This window comes from Paenibacillus sp. OAE614, assembly GCF_040546645.1.
Classification (GTDB): Bacteria; Bacillota; Bacilli; order Paenibacillales; family Paenibacillaceae; genus Paenibacillus_AQ; species Paenibacillus_AQ favisporus.
Genome location: NZ_JBEPOD010000001.1, coordinates 6,294,172 through 6,314,934, shown reverse-complemented (window position 1 = coordinate 6,314,934; position 20,763 = coordinate 6,294,172). Strand labels below are relative to the sequence as shown.

Genomic DNA, 20,763 nt, shown 5'->3' with positions numbered 1-20,763 from the left:
AATGAGCAGCAATCCAATAAACCCGGCTGAGTGGATCGTGGAGGCCGATATCGCCGGCATGCAGGAAGCGATGAATACCGGCACCATCACTTCGGAAGAGCTGGTCCAGCTGTATTTGGAACGAATCCAACAGTTTGACGGAAAACTGAAATCGATCATCGAAGTGAATCCCGAGGCGCTGGATATCGCGCGGGCGCTCGACGAAGAGCGATACGAAATCGGCACCCGCGGGCCGCTGCACGGCATCCCGATTCTGTTGAAGGATAACATTGCTACGTGGGATGCGATGCATACCAGCGCAGGGGCGCTGGCGCTGGCGGATTCGATAGCCGTGAAGGACTCCTTCGTGGCGGAAAAATTGCGGGCCGCCGGGGCGGTATTGCTCGGAAAAGCCAATATGACCGAGTGGGCCAACTTTATGTCCAGCACGATGTGGTCGGGGTACAGCAGCCGGGCCGGGTTATGTCAGAACCCTTATGGACCAGGCGAACTGTTCGTCGGCGGCTCAAGCTCCGGCTCGGCCAGCGCAGTGGCGGCGAATCTGGCCGCGGCCGCCATCGGTACGGAGACCTCCGGGTCGATCATCAGTCCGGCCAGCCAGAACAATATCGTCGGGATCAAACCGACGATCGGGTTAGTAAGTCGAGCCGGCATTATTCCGATATCGCATACCCAGGATACGGCAGGCCCCATGGCCCGAACGGTGGCCGACGCAGCGGTGCTGCTTGGCGCTTTGACCGGCGTAGACCCGGAGGACGAGGTGACACACGGCAGCAGTGGTCAATTTTATACAGACTATACGCCGTTTCTGGATGCTGACTTTCTCCCGCAGGCGAGAATCGGGATTCCGAGGTTTTACTATCAGGATCTGGATGAGGATCGGCTGAATATTATCGAAGCCGCGATCAGGGTGCTGAAGGAGAAGGGAGCCGAGATCATCGATCCCGTCGAGTTATCCTGCGAGCAGGCGGAGTGGGATGGGCATGTGCTGACCTATGAATTTAAAAAAGGGGTCAATGACTACTTGTCCCGCTTGCCGGAAACCGTGCCGGTGCATTCTCTCGAAGAGGTGATCCGGTTCAATGAGGAGCATGCGGATACCTGCCTCCGCTACGGGCAGGATGTTCTGATTCATTCGGAGGCTACCAGCGGCACACTGACCGAAAAGGAGTATATCGACAGCCTGAAGCGCAGCGTCAGTCAGGCAAGACAGGGGCTGAACGGGGCTTTCGATGAGCATAAGCTGGATGCTCTCTTGTTTCTGGGGAATGAGGGGGGCGATGACCTGGCGGCACGGGCCGGTTTCCCAGTCATTACCGTGCCGGGCGGATTCGCCGAGCGCGGGGTCATTGCACCCGGGGGTTATACCACCAAAGGGCCTCAGGGGATTACTTTTATCGGCCGGGCTTTCAGCGAGCCGACGCTGATCAAGATCGCTTACGGCTATGAACAAGCCACCAGGCACCGGGTGCCTCCTGTCCTGGAGTAGGCAAGGGGGATGGTGAAAACTTAAAGCTGGTTTTTCAAGTAACGCCGCCGCGATGGCCCGATCAGAAGGATGGAAACGAAAAGCATAATGAGGCTTACGGGCAGGGGCTGGCCGTAAATCCAGCATTGGACCATCCGGGCGACGGCAGCCAGTCCAAGAACGAGTGACAACAGGATAAAAGGGTCCAGCCTGCGTTTTAGTCCTTTGCTGAACAGGAGCATGATACCCCCGATCACTAGAGCGGACCAAAACAACACCATCAAGACAGCTGCCAAACCGATCAAGGCGAAATTCACGCGGGCTTCCCCCTTTCCAGAAAAGTGATGTATGATAGCAGTATAGCTCGCGTCCCATAATATGTAAAATGACACACGGAAAGGGGGCAGCTCATGCGTTCCCAGCTTGCTATTAAATATCCGCTGCGGGCAAAGTTTTTGATCAGCATGGTCATTTTGCTGGTGATTACCGTTCCTCAGATGTTCAACTCACCAGACGATTCCTTTAAGAGAGGCATCTTCGTCTTTCGAATATTATTGCTTTTATTTATCGTAGGGGCCATTACGGTTGCACTCTTCCGCTCGGCAGGGAAACCCAAGTCACTGCTGCTCGAACCGGGAAAGCTTGTTCTGGAAGGCAAGGAAGTATCCGCTGCGGACATTCAGGGTGTGTGGATCAACGAGCGCTGGTATGGAATCAAGCTGAAGCAGCGGCGGATCGTGCCGATGAAGCTGTGCTTTGTCCTGCAGCCCCGTCAGCCCGCCGGAGAGCCGGAGCTTCTGCAATGGGCGGAGGAGCATGGGATCCCCGTGGAACAGAGATTTTTTATCCGGTGGATGTAGCCGGCTAGACCAGATTCAGCTTATCCAAATTGCTGCGAATGACGTCGCAGGACGCGGCAAACAGCCCGCGCTCATCTTCATTCAGATTCAGCTCGATAATTTCTTGGATCCCGTCGCTGTGAATAATCGCCGGGACGCCGGTACACACGCCGTGTTCTCCGTATTCTCCCTCGAGGATAGCAGACACGGCGATTATTTTATGCTCATCGTTCAGCACCGAGCGGGTGATGTGGGCAATGGCACTACCGATGCCAAAATGCGTAGATCCTTTGCGGGTGTAGATCTCCCAGCCGGCGTCCTTCGTTTTTCGGGCGATGTCCGTCAGGTCCACGTGCTTAAAGCGCTCCTTGTGTTGTGAGAGAATGTCCAGAACCGGTTTGCCGCCAATCGTGACATGCGACCAGGCGACGAACTGGGACTCGCCGTGTTCACCCAGAGCATACCCGTGAACGCTGCGGGGGTCGATCGAAAAAATGTCCGACAGCAGCGTTTTGAGGCGCGAAGAGTCGATGGACGTTCCGGTGCCGATGACCCTGTGCCGTGGAAAGCCCGACAACTGCCGGATCAGATAGGTGACGATATCGACCGGATTGGCCGCGGTGATGAATATGCCCTCAAAGCTGCTCTTCAAAATCGGCGTAACGATCTGTCTGGTGATAAGTACCGCCTCTTCAAGCACGTCCAGCCGGGTCTGGCCCGGCTTCGGATTAGCTCCTGCCGTCAATATTACGACGTCCATATCTGAACAGTCCGCGTATGTTCCAGCGTAAACCGAAGTGCGCGTATGCGTAAAATCAATGCAGTGCGACAAGTCGAGCGCTTGTGCCAGCGCGCGGTCATAAGTGCGGTCGACCATCATGATCTCATCGCAGATCGATTGGTTGATCATGGAATAGGCTGCAGTTGCACCGACCATGCCCGAGCCGACGATGGCGACCCTGCGCTTTCTTCTTTTCATTTCCGCCACCTCCTTCTCCGTGAGCTAGAATTCCTCAAATTACCCTAAGGGCGATTTCGGCCAGGGAACAATATGAAGCTCCCTTCCGCGCCTCCACCAGGCCAGCGCATCCAGGCGAACCCACCTTTTGCACACGGTCGTGCTCACCGAACTGCCCAGTATGGCGATCAGCTCATGCCCGTTGGCCCGCTTGAGGCCGGCATACACCGCAGAGCTGAGAATCATTTCGTAGACCACAAACGTAAACACATCGGATCGGGATACGACCCAAACCGTAAACTCGGAACGCCGCCTGGGGCGCCCTAGGTCCTTCTTCATTCCTTTCCTCCTGCCCTGTGCCCTGGGGTAAACTTGAAGCGGCACTTTAAATCGTGAATCATATTATTTTATGGAAAATCGGGCTTGGGCTATTCGCTGCTCACGCGGTGTGGAAGGTTTCGGACGCATGGCGTCCTTTTTTTACGTATCCTTTATCAATGGGAGAGGACATCAAAAGTGTTGCGGTGATACAGGCCGACCTCAGCATATTGCGGATTACGGATGGCAATAAATATAGTACATGGTAATACGGGAGCGGTCTTACAGGTGTGGGGCTGCTCTTTTGGCATGATCAGGTGCGGAAGGGGGATCCAAGTTGGGATAACGAAAAAGCATCGCCCGTTTTTATCGCATACCATCAAACAAGCCTTTGAGATGAAGAAGGTTGCGCTCCCGTGGAACCGGGCTTTATGCGCCGGCTTGTGCATTGGCCTGCCATCCCTGATCGGATTTTGGCTTGGCCAATTTTCGTACGGGATGCTGGCAGGAACAGGCGGATTCGCCTATCTGTACGTGGCGAGCGAGCCGTATGCGTTAAGGGCTAAAAAAATTCTGTTTGCCGCCCTGGGCCTGACGTTCTCTGTGGCAGCTGGAACGCTGCTGGCTCCTTACCCGCTCCTTGCCGCCTTTGTTCTGGGCTGCATCGGGGCAGCGGCGTCCTACCTGTTCGGCGTACTGAAGTTTAAAGGTCCGGGGGCGTTATTCTTCGTGCTCAGCTTCACGCTGGCCACGGGGATGCCGCCCGATCCTTCCCAGGCATTCCTCCGCGGCGGCTTGGTGTTTCTAGGCGGAATGCTGGCCTGGTGCTTTGCCATGGCCGGCTGGCTGCTTCGGCCGCACGGTCCCGAAATCGGCGCCGTCCGCCAGCTGTATCTCGACCTGGGCTCCCTATTGGATGGTGCGGGCACCCGGGAATACAGCCGGGCCCGGCATCAAACGCTGCTGTCCATGTACAGCGTGGAAACCACGCTCGCGACAGGCGGGTTCGATCGGCGAAGCGACGCAACACCGCGTCGGTTGTCGCGGATGTACTCGCTTGCGCACCACATTTATCTGATTACGGACAAAATTCCGTTGGCCGTGGGGAAGAAGCTGCCGCCCGAGCTCAGCGCCGCAGTCAGAAGGGCAGGGGAAGCGTGCGGGCAGCCGGATGCATGGGTTCGAACGCCGCTGCCGGACGATCCGGATCCCCGCATCCGGGATCTGAGAGACCTTGTTGGGCAGCTGGATGCTATTTTTAGCGATGCGGAACCCGAGGGGGAGCAGAACCGCCGCAAGCTGACCCGCACTCCGGTGCGGAGCATCCTGGAGGGCAATTTGGATAAGGACTCGATCGTATTTCTGCAGGCGATCCGGTTTGGTGTCATTTTGATGGTGGCTGCCGCTGCCGCGTATGCGTTTCAGCTGAACCGGTCCTACTGGGTGCCGCTCTCCTGTGCTTCGGTGATGCTCGGCGCCACCGTCATCGCCACCTTTCACCGGGCGATTCAGCGTTCCCTAGGGACGATACTCGGCATCCTCATCGCGAGCGCGATATTGTGGACCCACCCGGAGGGATTTGTCGTATCCATAGCGATCATGCTGTTTACCTTTTTTACGGAACTGCTCATCGTGCGAAACTACGCCCTGGCTATGCTGTTCATCACGCCTAATGCGCTGCTGATGGCGGAGACCAATACCCGGATACATAACTTCGGCTATTTTGCCGGCGCCAGGCTGACCGACGTGCTCGTCGGCAGCGTCATCGGCTTGATCGGCGTGCTGCTGGTCGGCAGCCGCTCGGCTTCCAGCCGGATTCCGTACCTTCTCGGCCGGACGATCCGCAGCCAGGCGCAGTTTCTGGCGCTGCTGTTCATTCGGCAGCCTGCGAGTGCCGCGGCGAGGTTGAGCCTCATCCTCCAGCAGCGCTCCATGCGGCGGCACCTGTCCAATCTGAGGACGGTGTACCAGACCGCACTCGGCGAGATTCCGCGCAGCGAGGAGGAGCTGGAGAAACTGCTGCCCGTCATCTGGTCGCTGGATCAGTTCGGGTACGTGCTGAACTCCTACGCGCTGAGCGCCCTCCGGCCCGTCCTGCCCGACCCGGAGCTGGGAGCGGTGCTGCTCCATCTCGAGAAAATGGCCCAGTCCGCAGAGCAGCGGCGGGAGACGGAAGAGGGGCCAGAGGGAACCGACGGGCTGGAGCTGCCGCTGGTGCCGGATATCGGGCAGGAGCTCGCCGATCTCCGGCATGCGCTGAACGGCAGGTGAGCGGGCACCAATCCCAACAAAAAACAGCCCTCTTCCATGGCAAATGCCTTGGAAAGAGGGCTGTTTGGTTTAATGCGTCAAACGATGGTTTACAGATTAGTAAGCCAAAGTGTAGAGAGCTTTGATGTGGGACAGGTAACGGATGTTACTTGCTTCCTTCATCAGGGACGCAGGCAGACCTTTGAGGGACGTGTTGCTTTCGCCGATGGTAGCAACGGCATCTTTACGGCCCAGGCTTGCAAGCGTACCGGAGTTCACCGGAGCAAATGTTTCGAACGCATGGTTTTCGAGCAGGGCATACAGGTTGTAGCCGATCAGCTCGCCCATTTGCCAAGCGATTTGCGCGGTTGGCGGTTGTGGACGTCCGCTTGGATCAAATACAACAGCGCTGTCCCCAGCCACAAACACGTCCGGATGGGAAGTGGATTGCAGGAATTCGTTGACGGTAGCGCGTCCGCGGTTTACTTCGAGGCCGGATTCGCCTACGAGCGGGTTGCCTTGCACGCCGCCTGTCCATACGAAGGTGTTGGTTACGATCTTTTGACCGTCTTTCAGGTCAACCACGTTGCCTTCCACGTTTGTTACAGGCAATCCTGTCAGGAAGGTTACGCCGCGTTTTTCCAGACTGCTTTGCGCGCGCTCGATGAGGTGATCAGGCAGTACAGGCAGGATTTTAGGGCCGGCTTCAACCAGAAGCAGCTTCACTTCGGCTGGATTTACGCCGTATTTTTTAGCCAGACCAGGCATGATATCAGCGATTTCGCCGACAAGCTCAACGCCAGTCAAGCCGCCGCCGCCGATGAGGATCGTTGCGTCAGCTTCGTTTTTGGTTTTGGAGTATTCGCGAATGCGGTCTTCGATGTGCTTATGAATGTTCAGCGCGTCTTCAGCAGACTTCAGCACGAAGCTGTACTGCTCGAGCCCTGGAATGCCGAAGTAAGCCGTTTTACTTCCGAGTGCGACAACCAAAGCGTCGTAAGACAGGCTGGAACCGTCGGAAAGTTTGATTTCTTTGCTGTCTACGGAGAAAGAGTTGACCGTTGCGATCTTCAGGTCGACTTCTTTGCCCTTGAACAGTTTTTCGAGCGGCATAGCGATCGCTTTCTCAGCAATGCTGCCTGCAGCCAGACGGTGCAGCTCGGTAATGATTTGGTGCGTAGGGTATTGGTTCACGACCGTAACCCGTGCTTGATCTTTGTTCATATATTTGCGTACGGTCAGAGCGGCAAGCAAGCCGCCGTAACCGGCACCCAAAATGACAATATGTTTTGACATGGTTTTTCCTCCGTCCTTACTGGTTAGATGTATAAAAGATTATTGTTGTTTTGCTTTTTCCGCAGAGATTTGAAGGTAAGCGTTCAGGAACCGGAAGATTTTTTGAGCTTGCGGATCCTTCAGCATTTTAAGCAGACCAAAAAGACCGATCACTTCGTTGCTGTCTTCAGCGCGGTCTTTCGCTTCGATGACAGTAGCGGCGATGTTCTTCACCGAATGCTTCACAGGCTCCACAATTTCGGTGATCGCGCCGACGGTGTCGCTCTTCAGCACTTTGTCGGTAGCGACGGTTTGAGCGAAGTCATAAGACTTTGTCAATAGATTCACAAGCTCAGTCAGCTTTGGAAGCTGGTCGACCAGAATCGTAAGGGATTCCTGCACCTCAGGTTTGAGCAGCTGGTCCAGCACGTCGTTTTGTTCCTTGCCGACAGACACGTTTTGTGTCTCTTGTTCAGAAATTGCTTCTGACATGTCCATTTCTCCTTTGCGTAAGCAGTTGTGCTTAAGTATTTTTATAATGAAAAGGAGCTCATAGACTCCCTTCGAAGGAGTATCTACAAGCCACAAGACCTTTTCCGTCCGAAAAGGCCTAGTCACTATCGTCCTCCTAATGTTAACATAAATGATCGTAAAAAGGACCACTTTACGAAAGAAATGTGAAAAAATATACATGGTATCGCCGCCATCGATTGGAAAAGAGCTTGCAGGCCGGGCGTCCAGCGCAGCGGACCCGCTTATTTCATTCGTTTTAAGCATTTTCCAAACGGCCTTGCGCTATGCATTGGCGGCTTTATTTTTGGAGGAAATCTTCTGATATCAAAAAAGCCAATCTCCTTATCTTAAGGAAATTGGCTTATCGTTCGCCCTGGGCAGGAAACCCTGTGTGGAAGACGTTATTTGGCTTAGTATCGATCATGGGATCATTCCGCCGGATTTAAGGGATCGGATACCGAATCTACGGCAGCGGGCGCATACTTCCGGTACTGTCTCAGCATGAAAATCCGCCAGCGGAGGATCATGCCAAAGGCCAGAATGAAGAACAGGGCGCCGGTCTGCGGAATCGATACATATTCCTCAATCACCTGGTGCAGCAGCATGCGGACGGCCAGCAGGGCGAAGAGAATAATGATAAAGCTCTTGGAGCGCTGCGCAAAGACCTGTCCTCCGCTTACTTCAAATTTGGTGCTGCGTATCAGCGGATAGGAGAACAGGAACCAGCCGACTAAAAAGGCGATGAGCGCCCACCACAGCGGGATTCTCACAGCCGGGGCGACGAACATCAAAAAACCGGTCGCCATGCCCATCGGCGGAATTAATATTTTCTTTATCGTAACGGGTCTGTGGCTCGCCTTGAGACGGATGAATATGGTCATCAGGGCCAAAACCAACGTCCCCACGGTCGTTCCAATTTGCAAATACAAGGGACTGATATGAGGCACGTTCAAGGACTCCCCTCTTGTCAATATAATTTATCACATCTAATAGTATATCACACAAATAGAGAAGTAAACTTGAACGTCATATGACATCTTTACCGGGCCTTGAGGGCAAGCCTGTCGGGTGGTTATGCGCCGGATTCCAGTCCTTTCAGAAAGGCTCCCATGACAAAATGCAGGCTCTCGTCTAAATCCAGCTTCATCTGAAAGCCATTGTTCTGTTCCAGGGAGGCGAAGCCGTGCAGGAGGCTCCGCAGACCGCGGATCGTATGCAATGTGTTCTGTTCCCCGAGACCGTAGGGTTCGAGAACCCGGATAAAGATGCTCAACAGCTGCTCACCCAACTTTGCGGTCTCCGGGGAATCCGACGCTTCGATTTTGTAAAAGGCCTCATAGAGGCCGGGGCGCTGGCGGGCAAATGTCAAATAGCTTGTGCTCAAGCTCAGGATCGCTTCCTCTCCCGATTTGCCGATGACCGCATCGCGCATCAAATCGACGAGATGCTGCATGCAGTAGGCGGCAAGCGCGCTGCGCAGGTCCGGCAGTCCGTTCACATGGTTATACAGGGAAGGGGAGCGGACCCCAAGCTTCTGGGCCAGTGCGGACAGCGTCAGGTTATCCAATCCGGACTCATCGGCCAACTCGGCCGCAGCGACCAGCAGGGTTTCGCGGTCAAGCCCCATGCGGCGCACCATTAGACCGCCCCCTTCTTCAAGGCTTCCTCGGCCCGGGAAATGGCGACAGCCATCTTATCGGTCGGCTGCCGAATCATTTTGCCGTGGCCGACCGCCAGCCAGGTCGGATTCAAACCGGCGAGTCGTTTGGCGCTGGCGATGGAGGTCGCCTTGCTCCAGGTGGCCATCGCCGGGAAAGGGAACAGCGGCTGCATATGGCCCGATACGGCCAGGGCCGCGCGGGTCTGGAAGGCGTCGCCCGCGATGAGGACGCCGCTGCGCGTGTCGTAGAACGCCATATGTCCCGGCGTGTGTCCGGGGGAGGCGACGGCCAGCAGCGACCCGATGCGGTCTCCGTCTTCCAGCAGCACGTCTGGCTTCGTGGTGACCTTGCCCGGGGCGGGGATGTCTCCGCGGATCGGCTCCTGCGGCTCGCCGGGCTCGAGCTCCTTGCTCCCCGCAAGGAGGCGGCTGTCGCGGCGGGAAATATAAGTCGTCACTTGAGGAAGAGCCGCCTTCAGCAGGTCGAATGCCCCGATATGGTCGCCATGCGCATGCGTCAGGACCATCCGCACGATCGGTTTGCCTAGGCGGGCGGCGGCTTGCTGGATGCCTTTAATGCTAAAAGGCATGCCCGCATCGATTAGGGTCAGCCCGTCTTCTTCTTCAATCAGATACACATTAACGGGAAACAAGCGGGGCATAAAAGCAACCTGGGTTACTTGCTGAACGGTAATCATTTTCATGGATAACTCCTCCTCAAGACTAATCATATTAGTATAATAACTAATGATATTAGTTTTGGCAATACCCAATTTAAAAATAATTGGCGTAGATGTGGAAAAGGCTTGGTAAACATGTGGTGAACATCATGTAATGAGAAACATATGAAATCTAGGACATGGGGATACGAGGACATGAAGGTAATATGAGACATGAGGTACAAGAGATATACGATACACAGTACGCATGAGATAAAATGAAATTAAAGGATAAAAAAGCGTTTTCAATCAGGAAGATTTATACTATAATACCTATTGTAAACCCTTTCATATGTCTAATCTGATTTGGAGCTCCTTCGCTGAAGGGCTCATTTTTTTGTGTTTATGGGGATTTTGACTCTGACAATCCCTCTCGAGTTCGCCGCTGTGATGTTCAGTGTGGCGGACTTTTTTGCGCCTGATCGGGTAGTCGGGGAGAGTTGGGACAATCCACTTTGGCATCTGTTCGACCGATTGGCAGATGTTTTTCCAGAAAGTGAGAGCATTCGTCCTCATATGCCGTCTATAGATGCAGATGGCTATTAAAGCAGGGAGGATCGTCATGATAGACCCGAAACGGGAAAGCATGCTGATCGAGCAGGTGTTGGCGGGGCGCAAGGAAGTCTTTGCCGAGCTGGTCGATGCGCATAAAAACAAAATATACGGTCTGCTCCGGAGTATGGGGGCGGGTCATCAGGATGCCCAGGATTATACGCAGGAGGCTTTTGTCAAAGCGTACCGCAAGCTGGCCAGTTACCGCCTGGAATCGAGCTTTGCGTCCTGGCTGTATACGATCGCGGTGAATGTGCTGCGGGATGCGGGAAGGCGGAAGTCGTTTCCGCAGGCCCCGGAGGAAGAAGCCTACCAGGCGGTACGGGATGAGAACACGCCCGAGAGGGCTCTCCTTCGCAAGGAAACTCGGCAGGAGGCTTTGCAGTTAGTTCGGGAGCTGCCGGAACAATACCGTCTGGTGTTTCTGCTGCGGTACACAAATGAGCTGAGCTATGATGAAATCGGCAGCGTCACGGGCCTGACGGTGGATCAGGTTCGCAACCGGTTGCACCGGGCTAGAAAGCAGCTGCAAAAAAAGCTGAAGGGAAAGGAGGGGATCAGCCGTGAAATGCTTGAATCGTGCTCAGATGGAAGAGTTCATTCTTGAAGAAGCGCCTTCTGGGGTTGGGTTAAATATTCATGTGCAGAACTGCCCTCGCTGTCAGGCATTGATGGCAGAAGTCCGACAGGAGCAGGAGGCCTGGAGCCAAGCGCTGTACCCGGAGCAGTTGACGGATGATTTCACCCGGCAGGTGATGGCTTCCCTGGCTGATGTCCCGATTGAGCCTGCAGTTGAGGAGAACGAGCCGGACACGATTTTGTTGAGAAAAAAGAGACGTTCTCCGTTCATTCGCCGCGCCGCTCTGGCCGCAGTCTGCTTACTGATCGTCGCCGCCGCACTGACGGTTTACGCCCAGCCTTCGATAGCGGATTGGGTGAGGTCGATATTTGCGAGGGATAATACGGATATTGGGCTGTTGGATTCTCAAACACTCGGACTTGTCCAAAATCCGCATATCAAAGTAAAGGACAAAGGATATACATTAGAAATTAATGAAGTTGTTGTGGATGCGGCCCGGATTATGATGGGAGTCAAAATTACCGACCCGAATGGGAAGCCAGTGGTAAACAAGGTAGACTGGAGCCAAGTTACAGTTAAGGATACCGAGGGCAAAGAAGTGGCAAAGCTTTATTCTTTAGGGGGATCCGCCGTAATTGAAAATGTTTCGTCACTTTTCCCGGACGGAGTTAAATCCGATACGCTCACCGTGGAAGGGAAGATCACCCAAATTGGGCGGAAGCTCTTTTCCCACAAGGTCGTTAAGGGGAATTGGAACTTCAAATTTTCCCTGGATATGAAAAAAGCGAATGAACTGACCAAAGTAACGCTATTGGATCAGCAGTATACTACACCAGATGGATTACACGTTAAGATGGAACGGCTGGTTCGAACGCCAAGTGCTGTACGGCTGGAGCTATCTACTTCATTAGATGGGAAGCTGGCTAAGCTGGTCCCGGAATCAGGTTTGGAGAATATGCTGCTCATGTACCATTTTGAGGATAAGAATGGAAATGACTTTTCAAGCGTCAATAACCATAGAAGTCCGCATATGGAAACGTTGATTGCCCAACAGCCTCAGTTGGATGGAGATACGCTTCACTGGTACTACACGTTTAAGTATCTTCCCTATGACCGTGAGAAGGTAAGGTTTGTTCTGGACGGGTATTCCATTCCTGTGATAAGTGACGATTCGGTGCAATTTCATCCTCTTGAATTGTCTTTGAAGCCTGTGGAGTTTAAAGGGCAAGGGGATTCATTAACGATCAGCAGCATGAAGATTGGCCAAGATCCGAGTTCGCTCGAGAAAGAAATGGTTGGTTTGCTTCAGGTGGAAGGAAAATTCAGAAATATGTTTTCACATGACGAATGGGTGATGAGAGACGAAAAATCAGGTAGGGAATTTCCCGCAAGCTTTAGGGGTTCATATGGAGGCTTGAACGAGTTCCAGGACGTTAATGGCGACCCAGGCTTCATCGTCGAAGGCTTAACAACCCTTCCTGAAAAAGCGACCCTCATCCGCAAGGTCACCGACAAGTGGTACACCAACGTCAACTGGTCCTTTGACCTGCCGAAAGGCGAGCCCATCAAGGGACTGGAAAACGTGAATCCGGAGGATTATTGGGAGGCACCATGATGACTGCCTGGTCCACCTCGATAACAGAATCGTTGCATAAAAAAGCCCCTACCGGCCGCTGATGGCCGATAGGGGCTTTGATGTCGATATGACCGATCACTTATTCGTTCATTCCGCCGCATAACATTACATAATCAAAGGTGACACGCAGGGGGCCTTGCCCGGCAGCCTTCCGAATTGCTTCTTCCGGTACGCCCCAAGAGAGTGGGGTCATGCGCAAAAGATGCTCCAAAGCTTCCCCGGCGACGAGCATGCCGTATTCCACATGCTGAACATCAACACTGGCAAAATTCCTGCCGAACAATTCGGCGGTACGTCCGGTAGCAGGAACGAGCCGTCGGGTAGTGCTGTCGGCAGCAGGAGATGGGCGGTCGATAGTGTGTCCGCCGGTAAGTCCTTCGGCAGGAGATGGCTGGTTTGCAGCCTCACCTTGGAACAAGGCGCGGATTTCCTGCAGATATCGGCTTCCTGGGATGACTTTGATCAACATGCCATCAACCCGGAGTAGGCGCTGGAACTCCTGGTAGTTCGCCGGAGACAAGATGTTCAGGATGACGTTGAACTGCCGGTCGGCAAACGGGCTGCCGGCCAGGTCGGCCGCACACCAGATCGCCGGTGCGCCCGTTTTGGCGGCCAGGCGAATCCCTTCTTTGGCGATATCCACGCCCACGCCCAGGATGTCTGGAGCATCCGGCTTCTGCAGGGCAGACAGAATCGCCGCCAAATGGGAGCCCTCGCCGCACCCCGCATCCAAAATGCGTAGTTCCCCCGATCGAGAAGGGGCCATATCCTCAATTTTGTTGCGAATCGCATCGATCAGCGGGTCAAACAAGCCATGGCGGCTGGTTTCCCGCCGTGAAGTAAACAGTTCTTTGTTGTATTTGGACCGCACGGCGTGCGGAATCAAGTTGATGTAACCGTCCTTGGACAAGTCAAAACAATGTCGGCTGCCGCAAATCATGCTGCGAGATCCGTCCATTTTCAATGGGCGGGAGCAGATTGGGCAGCGAAACAGGTGCTCATGCCGGGATATCAGTCCGGTGAGCACGGTTAATTTAGTGTTATGCACCATAAACACCCCATTCATTCGTTTTCCGTTTGAATGAAAAAGGCACAGACAAATAAACCCTCGTCAGTATTTTGAAAAAAACGGGGCTTTTGTTATCTGTACCTTACATTAACGGTAACGAATAAACTGAATGATCATGGTTTACACAACCTCTTTCACGCAGGATTTAGGGAGCCTGCAGCCTTAGATCTAAAGGACAGGATCCCGCTCTAGTATAACAAACTTTTCAGAGCCGGGAAAACGATCGCTGGATCTGTCAGGAGAGGAGGTTTAATCCAAGGGGATTTAAGTCAAACTAAGCATACTGGTCCGGAGGAAAAACAGCCCCGGCAGTCTCGTTAATGTCCTTTATTTATTTTTCAAACGGAAAACGTTCCAAACCCTGGCAATCCGGTTGACACAAGCAACTGTAAACCATATAATTACAGTAATAAGGGGGAGCGAAAATGAATAGTGAGTTCAACATTGCCGTCCATTGTTTAACCCTTCTTAGCTTGAAAGAAGAACGAATGGCTAACAGTGAAGAGATTGCCAAGAGTGTCTGCACGCATCCGGCACGGATTCGGAAAGTGCTTGGACTGCTGCGCAAACAGGGGTATGTAACGACCAAGGAAGGTGTCGGCGGGGGCTATTTGCTGAATCCGGGCACCGAGAAGGTCACATTGGGTGATTTGTACCGTCTGCTTGCAAGAGGATCCTTGAAGCCGAGCTGGTGTTCAGGCGGAGAGGAGCTGCCTTGCGAAGTGGCTTCCAATATCGAGGGCATTATGGATCAGATATACAGCGGTGGTGAAGCCGCGCTGGAGCGGTATCTGGATGGCATTACGCTGACGGATGTCATTAAGCAGATCGAGGAAGCGGGTAGCGCGGCAAACCCCACGTGATGAACAGAATGGAACGACATGAAGTCCGGCGTAAGCCGGGCTTTTTTGTGCTGTTCCTGAGTACAGCACGAACTTTCGGGTTCGTATATCACTAAAAAGTGCCGTCTTCACGAAATGAAGGGAACGCTGCATAATGCTGTTAACCGATCTAGGAGGCGAATGATGATGAACGATTTTGTAAAGGTAGAGGTGCTGCATACAGGCCGATTGAAATATGACCGCTCGCTCGCATTTAAGGAACTGGACAGCATCCCTCCGGTGAATCAGCGGGGCGAATCCTTCCAGTCCGAAGTTCCGCTGTCCAGCTATTTGATTGAGCACCCCAATGGACGGCGCGTTGTCGTCGATGCCGGATGGCATGAGGATATACGAACCCGGCCGGAGCAGCACCTGGGCAGCGATTTATGGCAGTTCATCGAATACGATTTGCCTGCCGGCAGCTCTGTCAGGGAACAGCTGCAGGCGCGCGGGCTTACCCCGAAAGATATTGACCTTGTTGTCATCAGCCATCTGGATGTCGATCATATCAGCGGCCTTGGGCTGCTGAAGGGTGCGGGTCGTTTTCTCGTCAGCCAGCCGGAATGGGAGTTTGCGGCCGTGAGCCAGGAGGCATGGCACCGGGAAGTGCCCGTAACGCCGTTTGCTCTCGAGCGGATTCCCTACGGCCCGTATCAATCGGGTCTGGATGTATTCGGCGACGGCTTGCTGTATCTGGTTCATACCCCGGGACATACGCCAGGACATTTGTCTATTTTGGCCAAAGTAGAGAAAGGCTGGCTGCTCCTGGCTTCCGATGCTGGGTATGCGGAGAGATCCTGGCAGGAGATGATTTTGCCGGGGATTACATCGGATCCAGATCAGGCGATGAAATCGCTGCAGTGGGTGAGGGATTTCGCCGGGAGAGAGGACTGCGTTGCGGCGCTGGCCCATCATGAGGCGAAGCCGATTCCTATGCGGTTTTAAATGTCCGGGAAACAGACTTGATGCAGGAGAGCGTATCCCTTTTCTTGGAAAACGGCGGCGGGTGCGTTATATTGAACATAAAACGCATTCGAAAAACATTCCAAAGGAGAAGGGCTATGTGCAGAAATATCAAAACGCTGTTTAATTTTGATCCGCCGGCTACCGATGAAGAGATTCAAGCTGCATCCCTGCAGTATGTGCGCAAGTTGTCAGGCTTCCAGAGCCCGTCGAAGGCGAATGAGGAAGCTTTTAATCTGGCGATAGCGGAGGTCGCCGCGGCATCCAGGAAGCTCCTGGACTCGCTCGTTACGAACTCCAGTCCCCGTGACCGCGAGATCGAGGCTCAGAAGGCGAAAGAGCGGTCGGCGAAGCGGTTCGGAACGGCAGAGGCGTAAGTGGCGGAGTTAGGCAGTGCGAGGCTTAGGCGGCAGTAGTCAGCTAATGGGCGCATCCTTGGACCAGGCTGGAATGAAGAAGCCATAGGTTACGCCAAAGCTCATGGTCTGGGGCAAGACCGGTCCTGGCTAAAGCATAGTGAGCCCGCCATGTAGACCGATACCGCACCGAAGACAAACCAAAGACAAGCTGTAGACAAACCGAAGAACGCCCCGGAATTTTCCAGGACGTTCTTTATTCTGCCTCTACCGACAGCAGGAAGACAGGGGATTCAGACCGTTAACGGCTGGTTTTTGAGCACCGCCTGCCACTTTTCGTACAGCTCCCGCGGCTTGCCGGATTCCAGCAGCGCCTTGCCCGTATACAGGCCTTCCTCAACAGACTGCACCCGATCCGCCAGATGCAGGCGCACTGCCGCATTCAGCAGCACCTGATACATAAAAGCCATATTGCCCTTGCCCTGCAGCACATGGCCGGTGACCGCCGCCTGCTCGGCTGGCGTCCAGTCGACCTCCGGCAGCGGCGTATCCAGGCCAAAGCTCTCCGGATCGATGATCTGGAGCGAAGCCTCCCCGTGTTCGATCCGGTAGGTTCGGGTCGGGCGGTGGATATACAGCTCATCCGAGCCTTCGCTTCCCTGGATAATCATGGCCCGCTCATAGCCGAGGTTCATGATGAGCCGGCCGAGCCGGTCAAAGACTGTATTATGGTACACCCCGAACGTTAAGAAAGGGGAGTGCCCGTAATCCGCAAATTTTTCGGCCGTATTGAGGATGGTCCGCATGCCGAGCTCCTCACGAATGGGGCGAAGCTTCGCTAGCGGAGGACACCAAGTCTCGGCATGGGCGTACAGTACGCCCGTCTGGCGCGCTGCTTCCAGGCACAGCTCCCTGGACAGCGACGGATCGGAAATACCCATTGCGGCAAAAACATCGGCCAGCGTCATCCCCCACTTCGGCGGAAGGGACGCCGACCCGTGCAGGGTGACAGGCAGCCCAGCGGCAGCAAGCACAAACGAGGTGGCGATCGTGGACATAAAGGACGACTTCCGCCCGTCGTACGGGCCGGCGCAGTCGATGCCCTGCGGAAGGTCCGAACGGGCGGCGTGTTTGCGCAGGACCGACACGAAGGCTTCCAGCTCTTCCACGCTTTCCATTTTGATGCGTTCGGCGATAAAAAACGCCCCGATCTGGGCGGGCGTAGCTGTTAAACCGAGGATCGCTTCAGCCGCCTGGAGGGCTTCCTCATAGGTCAGGTCACGGGCGCCCCGCTTGCCCCGGCCGACTTCTTTTAATAAATGGATCATGATTTCTTGGCACCTCCCGAACCGGATTCCTGAAGCAGCTGATACAGCTTGACGATGGAAGTAGCGACGTCCACCATCCGTTTCCGTTCATTCATCGCCTGCTTGCGCAGGACGTCATAGGCTTCGGATTCCGATATATTTTTGAGTTCGCACAGAATTCCCTTGGCCATATCGATCCACTTTCGTTCCTCAATGCGGGCGAGAAGCTGCTTGCGCTCGTTCTTCCACTGCTGCCGCTCATAAAAGTGGGCGGAACTGAAATGCAGCGACCAATGCAGCTCGTGCGCTTTCATGGTCGGGAATAAAAGCCCGTCAATGATGACATCATCCTCACATGCCTCGAGGGACATGGAAGCGGCCGTATCGCTGCACCACCAAAGAACCGGCGTTTGTTTGTGTTTCTCGAGCTTGCCGCACCAAGCCTTGATCTCGGAGACCGGAAGGTGAAGCACCGCACCGTCCGCATCTCCGATTCCGGCGATCGCCTGCTCCTCATTGCGCGCTAGATGGACTTGGTACCCGTAGGAACGAAGGATGTACTCCGGCAGAAGCGTCCTGCTATCTGAATCACTTCGCTCTGAAGGAGGGGCCTGGCGGTGGATAACCAGCAATGAACGCATGCATAGACGCTCCCTTCATAATTCAGTCCAGTCAGAGTTTAAGATGAGTGTAACAGATTGTATGTTAATTTATATAACATAAAACAAGGTGACATGTCGATAACCAAATGAAAATGTGTTTTCATGTTAAATATGTTGACAAACATTCCGGGGATAGTGTATATTTCCCTCAAGAACTTGATAACAGCCGGATACAACGGTGTATCCTTTATAGCGGCAATGAAGCCTGCTTTCGACCCCTGAACCAGAGTGCGTCCACTCTGCCAGGGGCCCGAAGGCGGGCTTTTCTGGTTTTTGGTACAAGATTCAGAAGATTGGACTATTGAGGGGAGCGGAAGAGACATGGCGACGAAAAAGCTGGTCATGGTCGGTAACGGGATGGCAGGGGTAAGGGCGCTGGAGCATCTGCTGAAGCTGGCGCCGGATGCGTACGAAATCACGATTTTCGGGGCGGAGCCTTATCCCAACTACAATCGGATCATGCTGTCATCGGTCCTTGCGGGCGGTGCGGATATTCAGGAAATTGTGATCAACGACTGGGACTGGTACAAAGAGAACCGGATTCAACTATATGCCGGGCACATGGTGACCCGAATTGATACGAAAAACCGCGTCGTCTACTCCGATCAAGGTGCAGAGGCGAAATATGACGTGCTGATTATGGCGACGGGCTCCAATCCGTTCATGCTCCCGCTTCCGGGCGCGGATAAGGAAGGAGTGATCGCCTTCCGGGATATTAAGGACTGCGAAATGATGATGGAGACGTCTAAAAAGCACAAGAAAGCTGTGGTCATTGGCGGCGGACTGCTGGGACTCGAAGCGGCGAGAGGGCTGCTGCACCTCGGCATGGACGTCTCGGTCGTCCATATCCATCCTTATTTAATGGAGCGTCAGCTGGACGAAACCGCATCGCGGATGCTGCAGCGGGAGTTGGAAGCCCAAGGGATGACGTTTCTGCTGAGCAAGCATTCCGAGTCCATTATGGGACGCAAGCGGGTCAAGGAGCTTCGCTTCACCGACGGCACCCGGGTCGACGCCGATTTGATCGTCATGGCGGTCGGCATCCGGCCGAATGTGGCCTTGGCGAAGTCCGCCGGAATTGAGGTCAACCGGGGCATCGTCGTCAACGATTATATGGAAACGAACATTCCCGGCATCTATGCTGTCGGCGAGTGCGCGGAGCACCGGGGCATCGCCTACGGACTGGTCGCTCCTCTGTATGAACAAGGGGCTGTGCTCGCCAAACGGCTTGCGGGCGTGGAAACCGCCGGTTATGCCGGCTCCGTGACTTCCACCAAATTGAAGGTGTCGGGCGTAGATGTATTCTCCGCGGGGCATTTTGCCGAACCGGAGGGCACCAGGGCGTTGCGCTACCAAGATGAAGTGGAGGGTGTGTATAAAAAGATCGTCATCCACGACGACCGACTCGTCGGCGCCGTTTTGTTCGGGGACACGGGCGACGGCTCCAAGCTGTTCTCGCTGATGAAAAGCCGGGAATCGGTCAAGGGCCGGGAAAAGGAGCTGCTGCTCGGCTTCTCCGTCGGTGCCGGATCTTCCGTATCGCCGGAAGAACGGCTGGCCAGTCTGCCGGATGACGAGATCATCTGCGGCTGCAACGGCGTCACCAAAGAGACGATCAAGGACGCGATCCTGAACAAAAATTGCACGACCGTGTCGTCGGTTAAGGCCTGCACCAAAGCGTCCGGATCCTGCGGCGGCTGCAAGCCGCTCGTAGAGGGACTGGTTCAGCTCTATGCGGGTGATGCGGCAGGAGAGCCGGTCAAAGAGGGCATATGCGGCTGCACGACACTGAACCGGGACGAAATCGTCGCGGAAATCTCCCGGATGGGACTGAAGTCTATCAAAGAAGTGATGAACGTGCTGGGCTGGAACAATCCCGAAGGCTGCTCCAAATGCCGTCCGTCGCTGAACTACTATTTGGGCATGCTGTTCCCCGAGTCTTATAAGGATGAAAAAGAATCCCGGTTCACCAACGAGAGATACCATGGGAACATTCAGAAGGACGGAACCTATTCCGTGGTGCCGCGGATATATGGTGGCGTCACTTCTCCGTCCGAGCTGAAGAAAATTGCCGAGGTCGCCGAAAAATTCGACGTGCCGATGGTCAAGATCACCGGCGGGCAGCGGATCGACCTGCTTGGCGTCAAAAAGGAGGATCTCCCGAAAATGTGGGAGGAGCTCGACATGCCTTCAGGCTATGCATACGGCAAAGCGCTCCGCACGGTGAAAACCTGCGTCGGTTCCACCTTTTGCCGGTTCGGTACCCAGGACTCCATCGGCATGGGTATCCGGCTCGAAAAGGAGCTGGAGCGCTTGAGTACACCGGCCAAGGTGAAGCTGGCCGTATCGGGGTGCCCGCGGAACTGCGCGGAAGCGACGATTAAGGATTTCGGCGTGGTCGCCATCGATGGCGGCTGGGAGCTTCATGTCGGCGGCAACGGCGGCGTGCATGTGCGGGCAACCGAGCTGCTCTGCGTCGTGAAGACGGAGGATGAAGTGGTCGAATGGGCGAGTGCCTTTATTCAATATTACCGCGAGCATGCGCAGTGGAACGAACGGACTTCGGTCTGGATTGAGCGGGTCGGGTTGGACAGCGTGAAGAAGGCGCTGGAGAAGAAGGAAGACCGCGAGGCTCTCCATGCGCGGCTGAAGCTGGCGCTCAGCACGCAGAAGGATCCGTGGAAGGAGATTTTGTCCGACAAGGAACTCCGCAAAAACTTTGAACCTCTGCCGAATGCAGAGCCTGTGAAGAACTAA

20 protein-coding genes are annotated in these 20,763 nt (G+C 54.6%); 9 read left to right on the top strand and 11 right to left on the bottom strand.

Annotated features, from left to right (window positions below):
- Window position 1 precedes the first annotated feature (1 nt).
- Complete coding sequence (locus ABIE48_RS29010) at window positions 2-1,489, top strand: amidase family protein (protein WP_192716000.1); 1,488 nt, start codon at window positions 2-4, stop codon at window positions 1,487-1,489.
- A gap of 20 nt (window positions 1,490-1,509) precedes the next feature.
- Here the strand turns inward: ABIE48_RS29010 and ABIE48_RS29005 are convergent, their stop codons facing one another.
- Entirely contained in the window at window positions 1,510-1,785 is a 276-nt protein-coding gene (locus ABIE48_RS29005; protein WP_192715999.1) for a hypothetical protein, read from the bottom strand.
- A gap of 93 nt (window positions 1,786-1,878) precedes the next feature.
- Here ABIE48_RS29005 and ABIE48_RS29000 point away from each other — a divergent pair, with 93 nt between their 5' ends.
- Window positions 1,879-2,328, top strand: coding sequence for a hypothetical protein (locus ABIE48_RS29000; protein ID WP_192715998.1), 450 nt, complete (start codon window positions 1,879-1,881; stop codon window positions 2,326-2,328).
- A 4-nt stretch (window positions 2,329-2,332) separates the two neighbouring features.
- Here the strand turns inward: ABIE48_RS29000 and ABIE48_RS28995 are convergent, their stop codons facing one another.
- Window positions 2,333-3,286: an L-lactate dehydrogenase gene (locus ABIE48_RS28995; RefSeq protein ID WP_192715997.1), complete on the bottom strand. Its 954-nt coding sequence runs from the start codon at window positions 3,284-3,286 to the stop codon at window positions 2,333-2,335.
- A gap of 39 nt (window positions 3,287-3,325) precedes the next feature.
- A complete protein-coding gene (locus ABIE48_RS28990) occupies window positions 3,326-3,604 on the bottom strand; it encodes a hypothetical protein (RefSeq protein WP_192715996.1) in 279 nt (92 codons plus the stop codon).
- Between the two features lie 375 nt (window positions 3,605-3,979).
- Between ABIE48_RS28990 and ABIE48_RS28985 the strand changes: the two genes are divergently transcribed.
- Window positions 3,980-5,854 carry an FUSC family protein gene (locus ABIE48_RS28985; protein ID WP_192715995.1) on the top strand — a complete coding sequence of 625 codons (1,875 nt, stop codon included), beginning with the start codon at window positions 3,980-3,982 and terminating at the stop codon, window positions 5,852-5,854.
- A gap of 96 nt (window positions 5,855-5,950) precedes the next feature.
- Here the strand turns inward: ABIE48_RS28985 and ABIE48_RS28980 are convergent, their stop codons facing one another.
- The 5 genes from ABIE48_RS28980 to ABIE48_RS28960 all read right to left on the bottom strand — a co-directional run bounded on the left by ABIE48_RS28980 (window position 5,951) and on the right by ABIE48_RS28960 (window position 9,985).
- A complete protein-coding gene (locus ABIE48_RS28980; protein ID WP_076172787.1) occupies window positions 5,951-7,129 on the bottom strand; it encodes an NAD(P)/FAD-dependent oxidoreductase in 1,179 nt (392 codons plus the stop codon).
- Between the two features lie 39 nt (window positions 7,130-7,168).
- A complete protein-coding gene (locus tag ABIE48_RS28975; RefSeq protein ID WP_076172788.1) occupies window positions 7,169-7,600 on the bottom strand; it encodes a helical membrane plugin domain-containing protein in 432 nt (143 codons plus the stop codon).
- A gap of 449 nt (window positions 7,601-8,049) precedes the next feature.
- Window positions 8,050-8,568: a CcdC family protein gene (locus tag ABIE48_RS28970; protein ID WP_076172789.1), complete on the bottom strand. Its 519-nt coding sequence runs from the start codon at window positions 8,566-8,568 to the stop codon at window positions 8,050-8,052.
- Window positions 8,569-8,693: 125 nt separating this feature from the next.
- Window positions 8,694-9,260 (bottom strand): TetR/AcrR family transcriptional regulator, encoded by a 567-nt coding sequence (locus tag ABIE48_RS28965; RefSeq protein ID WP_145026902.1) that lies wholly within the window; start codon window positions 9,258-9,260, stop codon window positions 8,694-8,696.
- Entirely contained in the window at window positions 9,260-9,985 is a 726-nt protein-coding gene (locus ABIE48_RS28960) for an MBL fold metallo-hydrolase (protein ID WP_145026900.1), read from the bottom strand. Before ABIE48_RS28960 ends, ABIE48_RS28965 begins: the two co-directional genes overlap by 1 nt.
- Window positions 9,986-10,562: 577 nt before the next feature.
- On the opposite strand from ABIE48_RS28960, the gene ABIE48_RS28955 reads away from it, so the two are divergent.
- Together ABIE48_RS28955 and ABIE48_RS28950 are read left to right on the top strand one after the other, a co-directional pair.
- On the top strand, window positions 10,563-11,159 hold the full coding sequence (locus ABIE48_RS28955) for an RNA polymerase sigma factor (RefSeq protein WP_145026898.1): 597 nt from the start codon (window positions 10,563-10,565) through the stop codon (window positions 11,157-11,159).
- Complete coding sequence (locus ABIE48_RS28950; protein WP_145026896.1) at window positions 11,116-12,747, top strand: DUF4179 domain-containing protein; 1,632 nt, start codon at window positions 11,116-11,118, stop codon at window positions 12,745-12,747. The genes ABIE48_RS28955 and ABIE48_RS28950 overlap by 44 nt, the downstream gene beginning before the upstream one ends.
- Before the next feature lie 100 nt (window positions 12,748-12,847).
- On the opposite strand, the gene ABIE48_RS28945 is transcribed toward ABIE48_RS28950, so the two are convergent.
- Window positions 12,848-13,816, bottom strand: coding sequence for a putative RNA methyltransferase (locus ABIE48_RS28945; protein ID WP_354520162.1), 969 nt, complete (start codon window positions 13,814-13,816; stop codon window positions 12,848-12,850).
- A gap of 446 nt (window positions 13,817-14,262) precedes the next feature.
- On the opposite strand from ABIE48_RS28945, the gene ABIE48_RS28940 reads away from it, so the two are divergent.
- The 3 genes from ABIE48_RS28940 to ABIE48_RS28930 all read left to right on the top strand — a co-directional run bounded on the left by ABIE48_RS28940 (window position 14,263) and on the right by ABIE48_RS28930 (window position 16,058).
- Window positions 14,263-14,700, top strand: a complete 438-nt coding sequence (locus ABIE48_RS28940) for an RrF2 family transcriptional regulator (RefSeq protein ID WP_076172795.1) — start codon at window positions 14,263-14,265, stop codon at window positions 14,698-14,700.
- 165 nt (window positions 14,701-14,865) lie between these two features.
- Window positions 14,866-15,663 (top strand): N-acyl homoserine lactonase family protein, encoded by a 798-nt coding sequence (locus ABIE48_RS28935; RefSeq protein WP_192715992.1) that lies wholly within the window; start codon window positions 14,866-14,868, stop codon window positions 15,661-15,663.
- 116 nt (window positions 15,664-15,779) lie between these two features.
- Window positions 15,780-16,058: a DUF2277 domain-containing protein gene (locus ABIE48_RS28930; protein WP_076172796.1), complete on the top strand. Its 279-nt coding sequence runs from the start codon at window positions 15,780-15,782 to the stop codon at window positions 16,056-16,058.
- Window positions 16,059-16,330: 272 nt separating this feature from the next.
- Here the strand turns inward: ABIE48_RS28930 and ABIE48_RS28925 are convergent, their stop codons facing one another.
- Together ABIE48_RS28925 and ABIE48_RS28920 are read right to left on the bottom strand one after the other, a co-directional pair.
- Complete coding sequence (locus ABIE48_RS28925; protein ID WP_192715991.1) at window positions 16,331-17,365, bottom strand: anthranilate phosphoribosyltransferase; 1,035 nt, start codon at window positions 17,363-17,365, stop codon at window positions 16,331-16,333.
- On the bottom strand, window positions 17,362-17,985 hold the full coding sequence (locus ABIE48_RS28920) for an ANTAR domain-containing response regulator (protein ID WP_192715990.1): 624 nt from the start codon (window positions 17,983-17,985) through the stop codon (window positions 17,362-17,364). The genes ABIE48_RS28925 and ABIE48_RS28920 overlap by 4 nt, the downstream gene beginning before the upstream one ends.
- A gap of 342 nt (window positions 17,986-18,327) precedes the next feature.
- On the opposite strand from ABIE48_RS28920, the gene nirB reads away from it, so the two are divergent.
- The gene (gene nirB / locus ABIE48_RS28915; RefSeq protein WP_192715989.1) at window positions 18,328-20,763 is read left to right on the top strand and encodes a nitrite reductase large subunit NirB; all 2,436 of its coding nucleotides are present in this window, start codon (window positions 18,328-18,330) and stop codon (window positions 20,761-20,763) included.

Bases quoted from the DNA above. Each gene is read 5' to 3' on its own strand.
- nirB (WP_192715989.1), top strand. From the start codon at position 18,328: ATGGCGACGAAAAAGCTGGTCATGGTCGGTAACGGGATGGCAGGGGTA.
- ABIE48_RS28960 (WP_145026900.1), bottom strand. From the start codon at position 9,985: ATGAAAATGATTACCGTTCAGCAAGTAACCCAGGTTGCTTTTATGCCC.
- ABIE48_RS28920 (WP_192715990.1), bottom strand. From the start codon at position 17,985: ATGCGTTCATTGCTGGTTATCCACCGCCAGGCCCCTCCTTCAGAGCGA.
- ABIE48_RS28935 (WP_192715992.1), top strand. From the start codon at position 14,866: ATGAACGATTTTGTAAAGGTAGAGGTGCTGCATACAGGCCGATTGAAA.
- ABIE48_RS28955 (WP_145026898.1), top strand. From the start codon at position 10,563: ATGATAGACCCGAAACGGGAAAGCATGCTGATCGAGCAGGTGTTGGCG.
- ABIE48_RS29010 (WP_192716000.1), top strand. From the start codon at position 2: ATGAGCAGCAATCCAATAAACCCGGCTGAGTGGATCGTGGAGGCCGAT.
- ABIE48_RS28985 (WP_192715995.1), top strand. From the start codon at position 3,980: ATGAAGAAGGTTGCGCTCCCGTGGAACCGGGCTTTATGCGCCGGCTTG.
- ABIE48_RS28930 (WP_076172796.1), top strand. From the start codon at position 15,780: ATGTGCAGAAATATCAAAACGCTGTTTAATTTTGATCCGCCGGCTACC.
- ABIE48_RS28975 (WP_076172788.1), bottom strand. From the start codon at position 7,600: ATGTCAGAAGCAATTTCTGAACAAGAGACACAAAACGTGTCTGTCGGC.
- ABIE48_RS28980 (WP_076172787.1), bottom strand. From the start codon at position 7,129: ATGTCAAAACATATTGTCATTTTGGGTGCCGGTTACGGCGGCTTGCTT.
- ABIE48_RS28995 (WP_192715997.1), bottom strand. From the start codon at position 3,286: ATGAAAAGAAGAAAGCGCAGGGTCGCCATCGTCGGCTCGGGCATGGTC.
- ABIE48_RS28965 (WP_145026902.1), bottom strand. From the start codon at position 9,260: ATGGTGCGCCGCATGGGGCTTGACCGCGAAACCCTGCTGGTCGCTGCG.
- ABIE48_RS29000 (WP_192715998.1), top strand. From the start codon at position 1,879: ATGCGTTCCCAGCTTGCTATTAAATATCCGCTGCGGGCAAAGTTTTTG.
- ABIE48_RS28925 (WP_192715991.1), bottom strand. From the start codon at position 17,365: ATGATCCATTTATTAAAAGAAGTCGGCCGGGGCAAGCGGGGCGCCCGT.
- ABIE48_RS28940 (WP_076172795.1), top strand. From the start codon at position 14,263: ATGAATAGTGAGTTCAACATTGCCGTCCATTGTTTAACCCTTCTTAGC.
- ABIE48_RS28990 (WP_192715996.1), bottom strand. From the start codon at position 3,604: ATGAAGAAGGACCTAGGGCGCCCCAGGCGGCGTTCCGAGTTTACGGTT.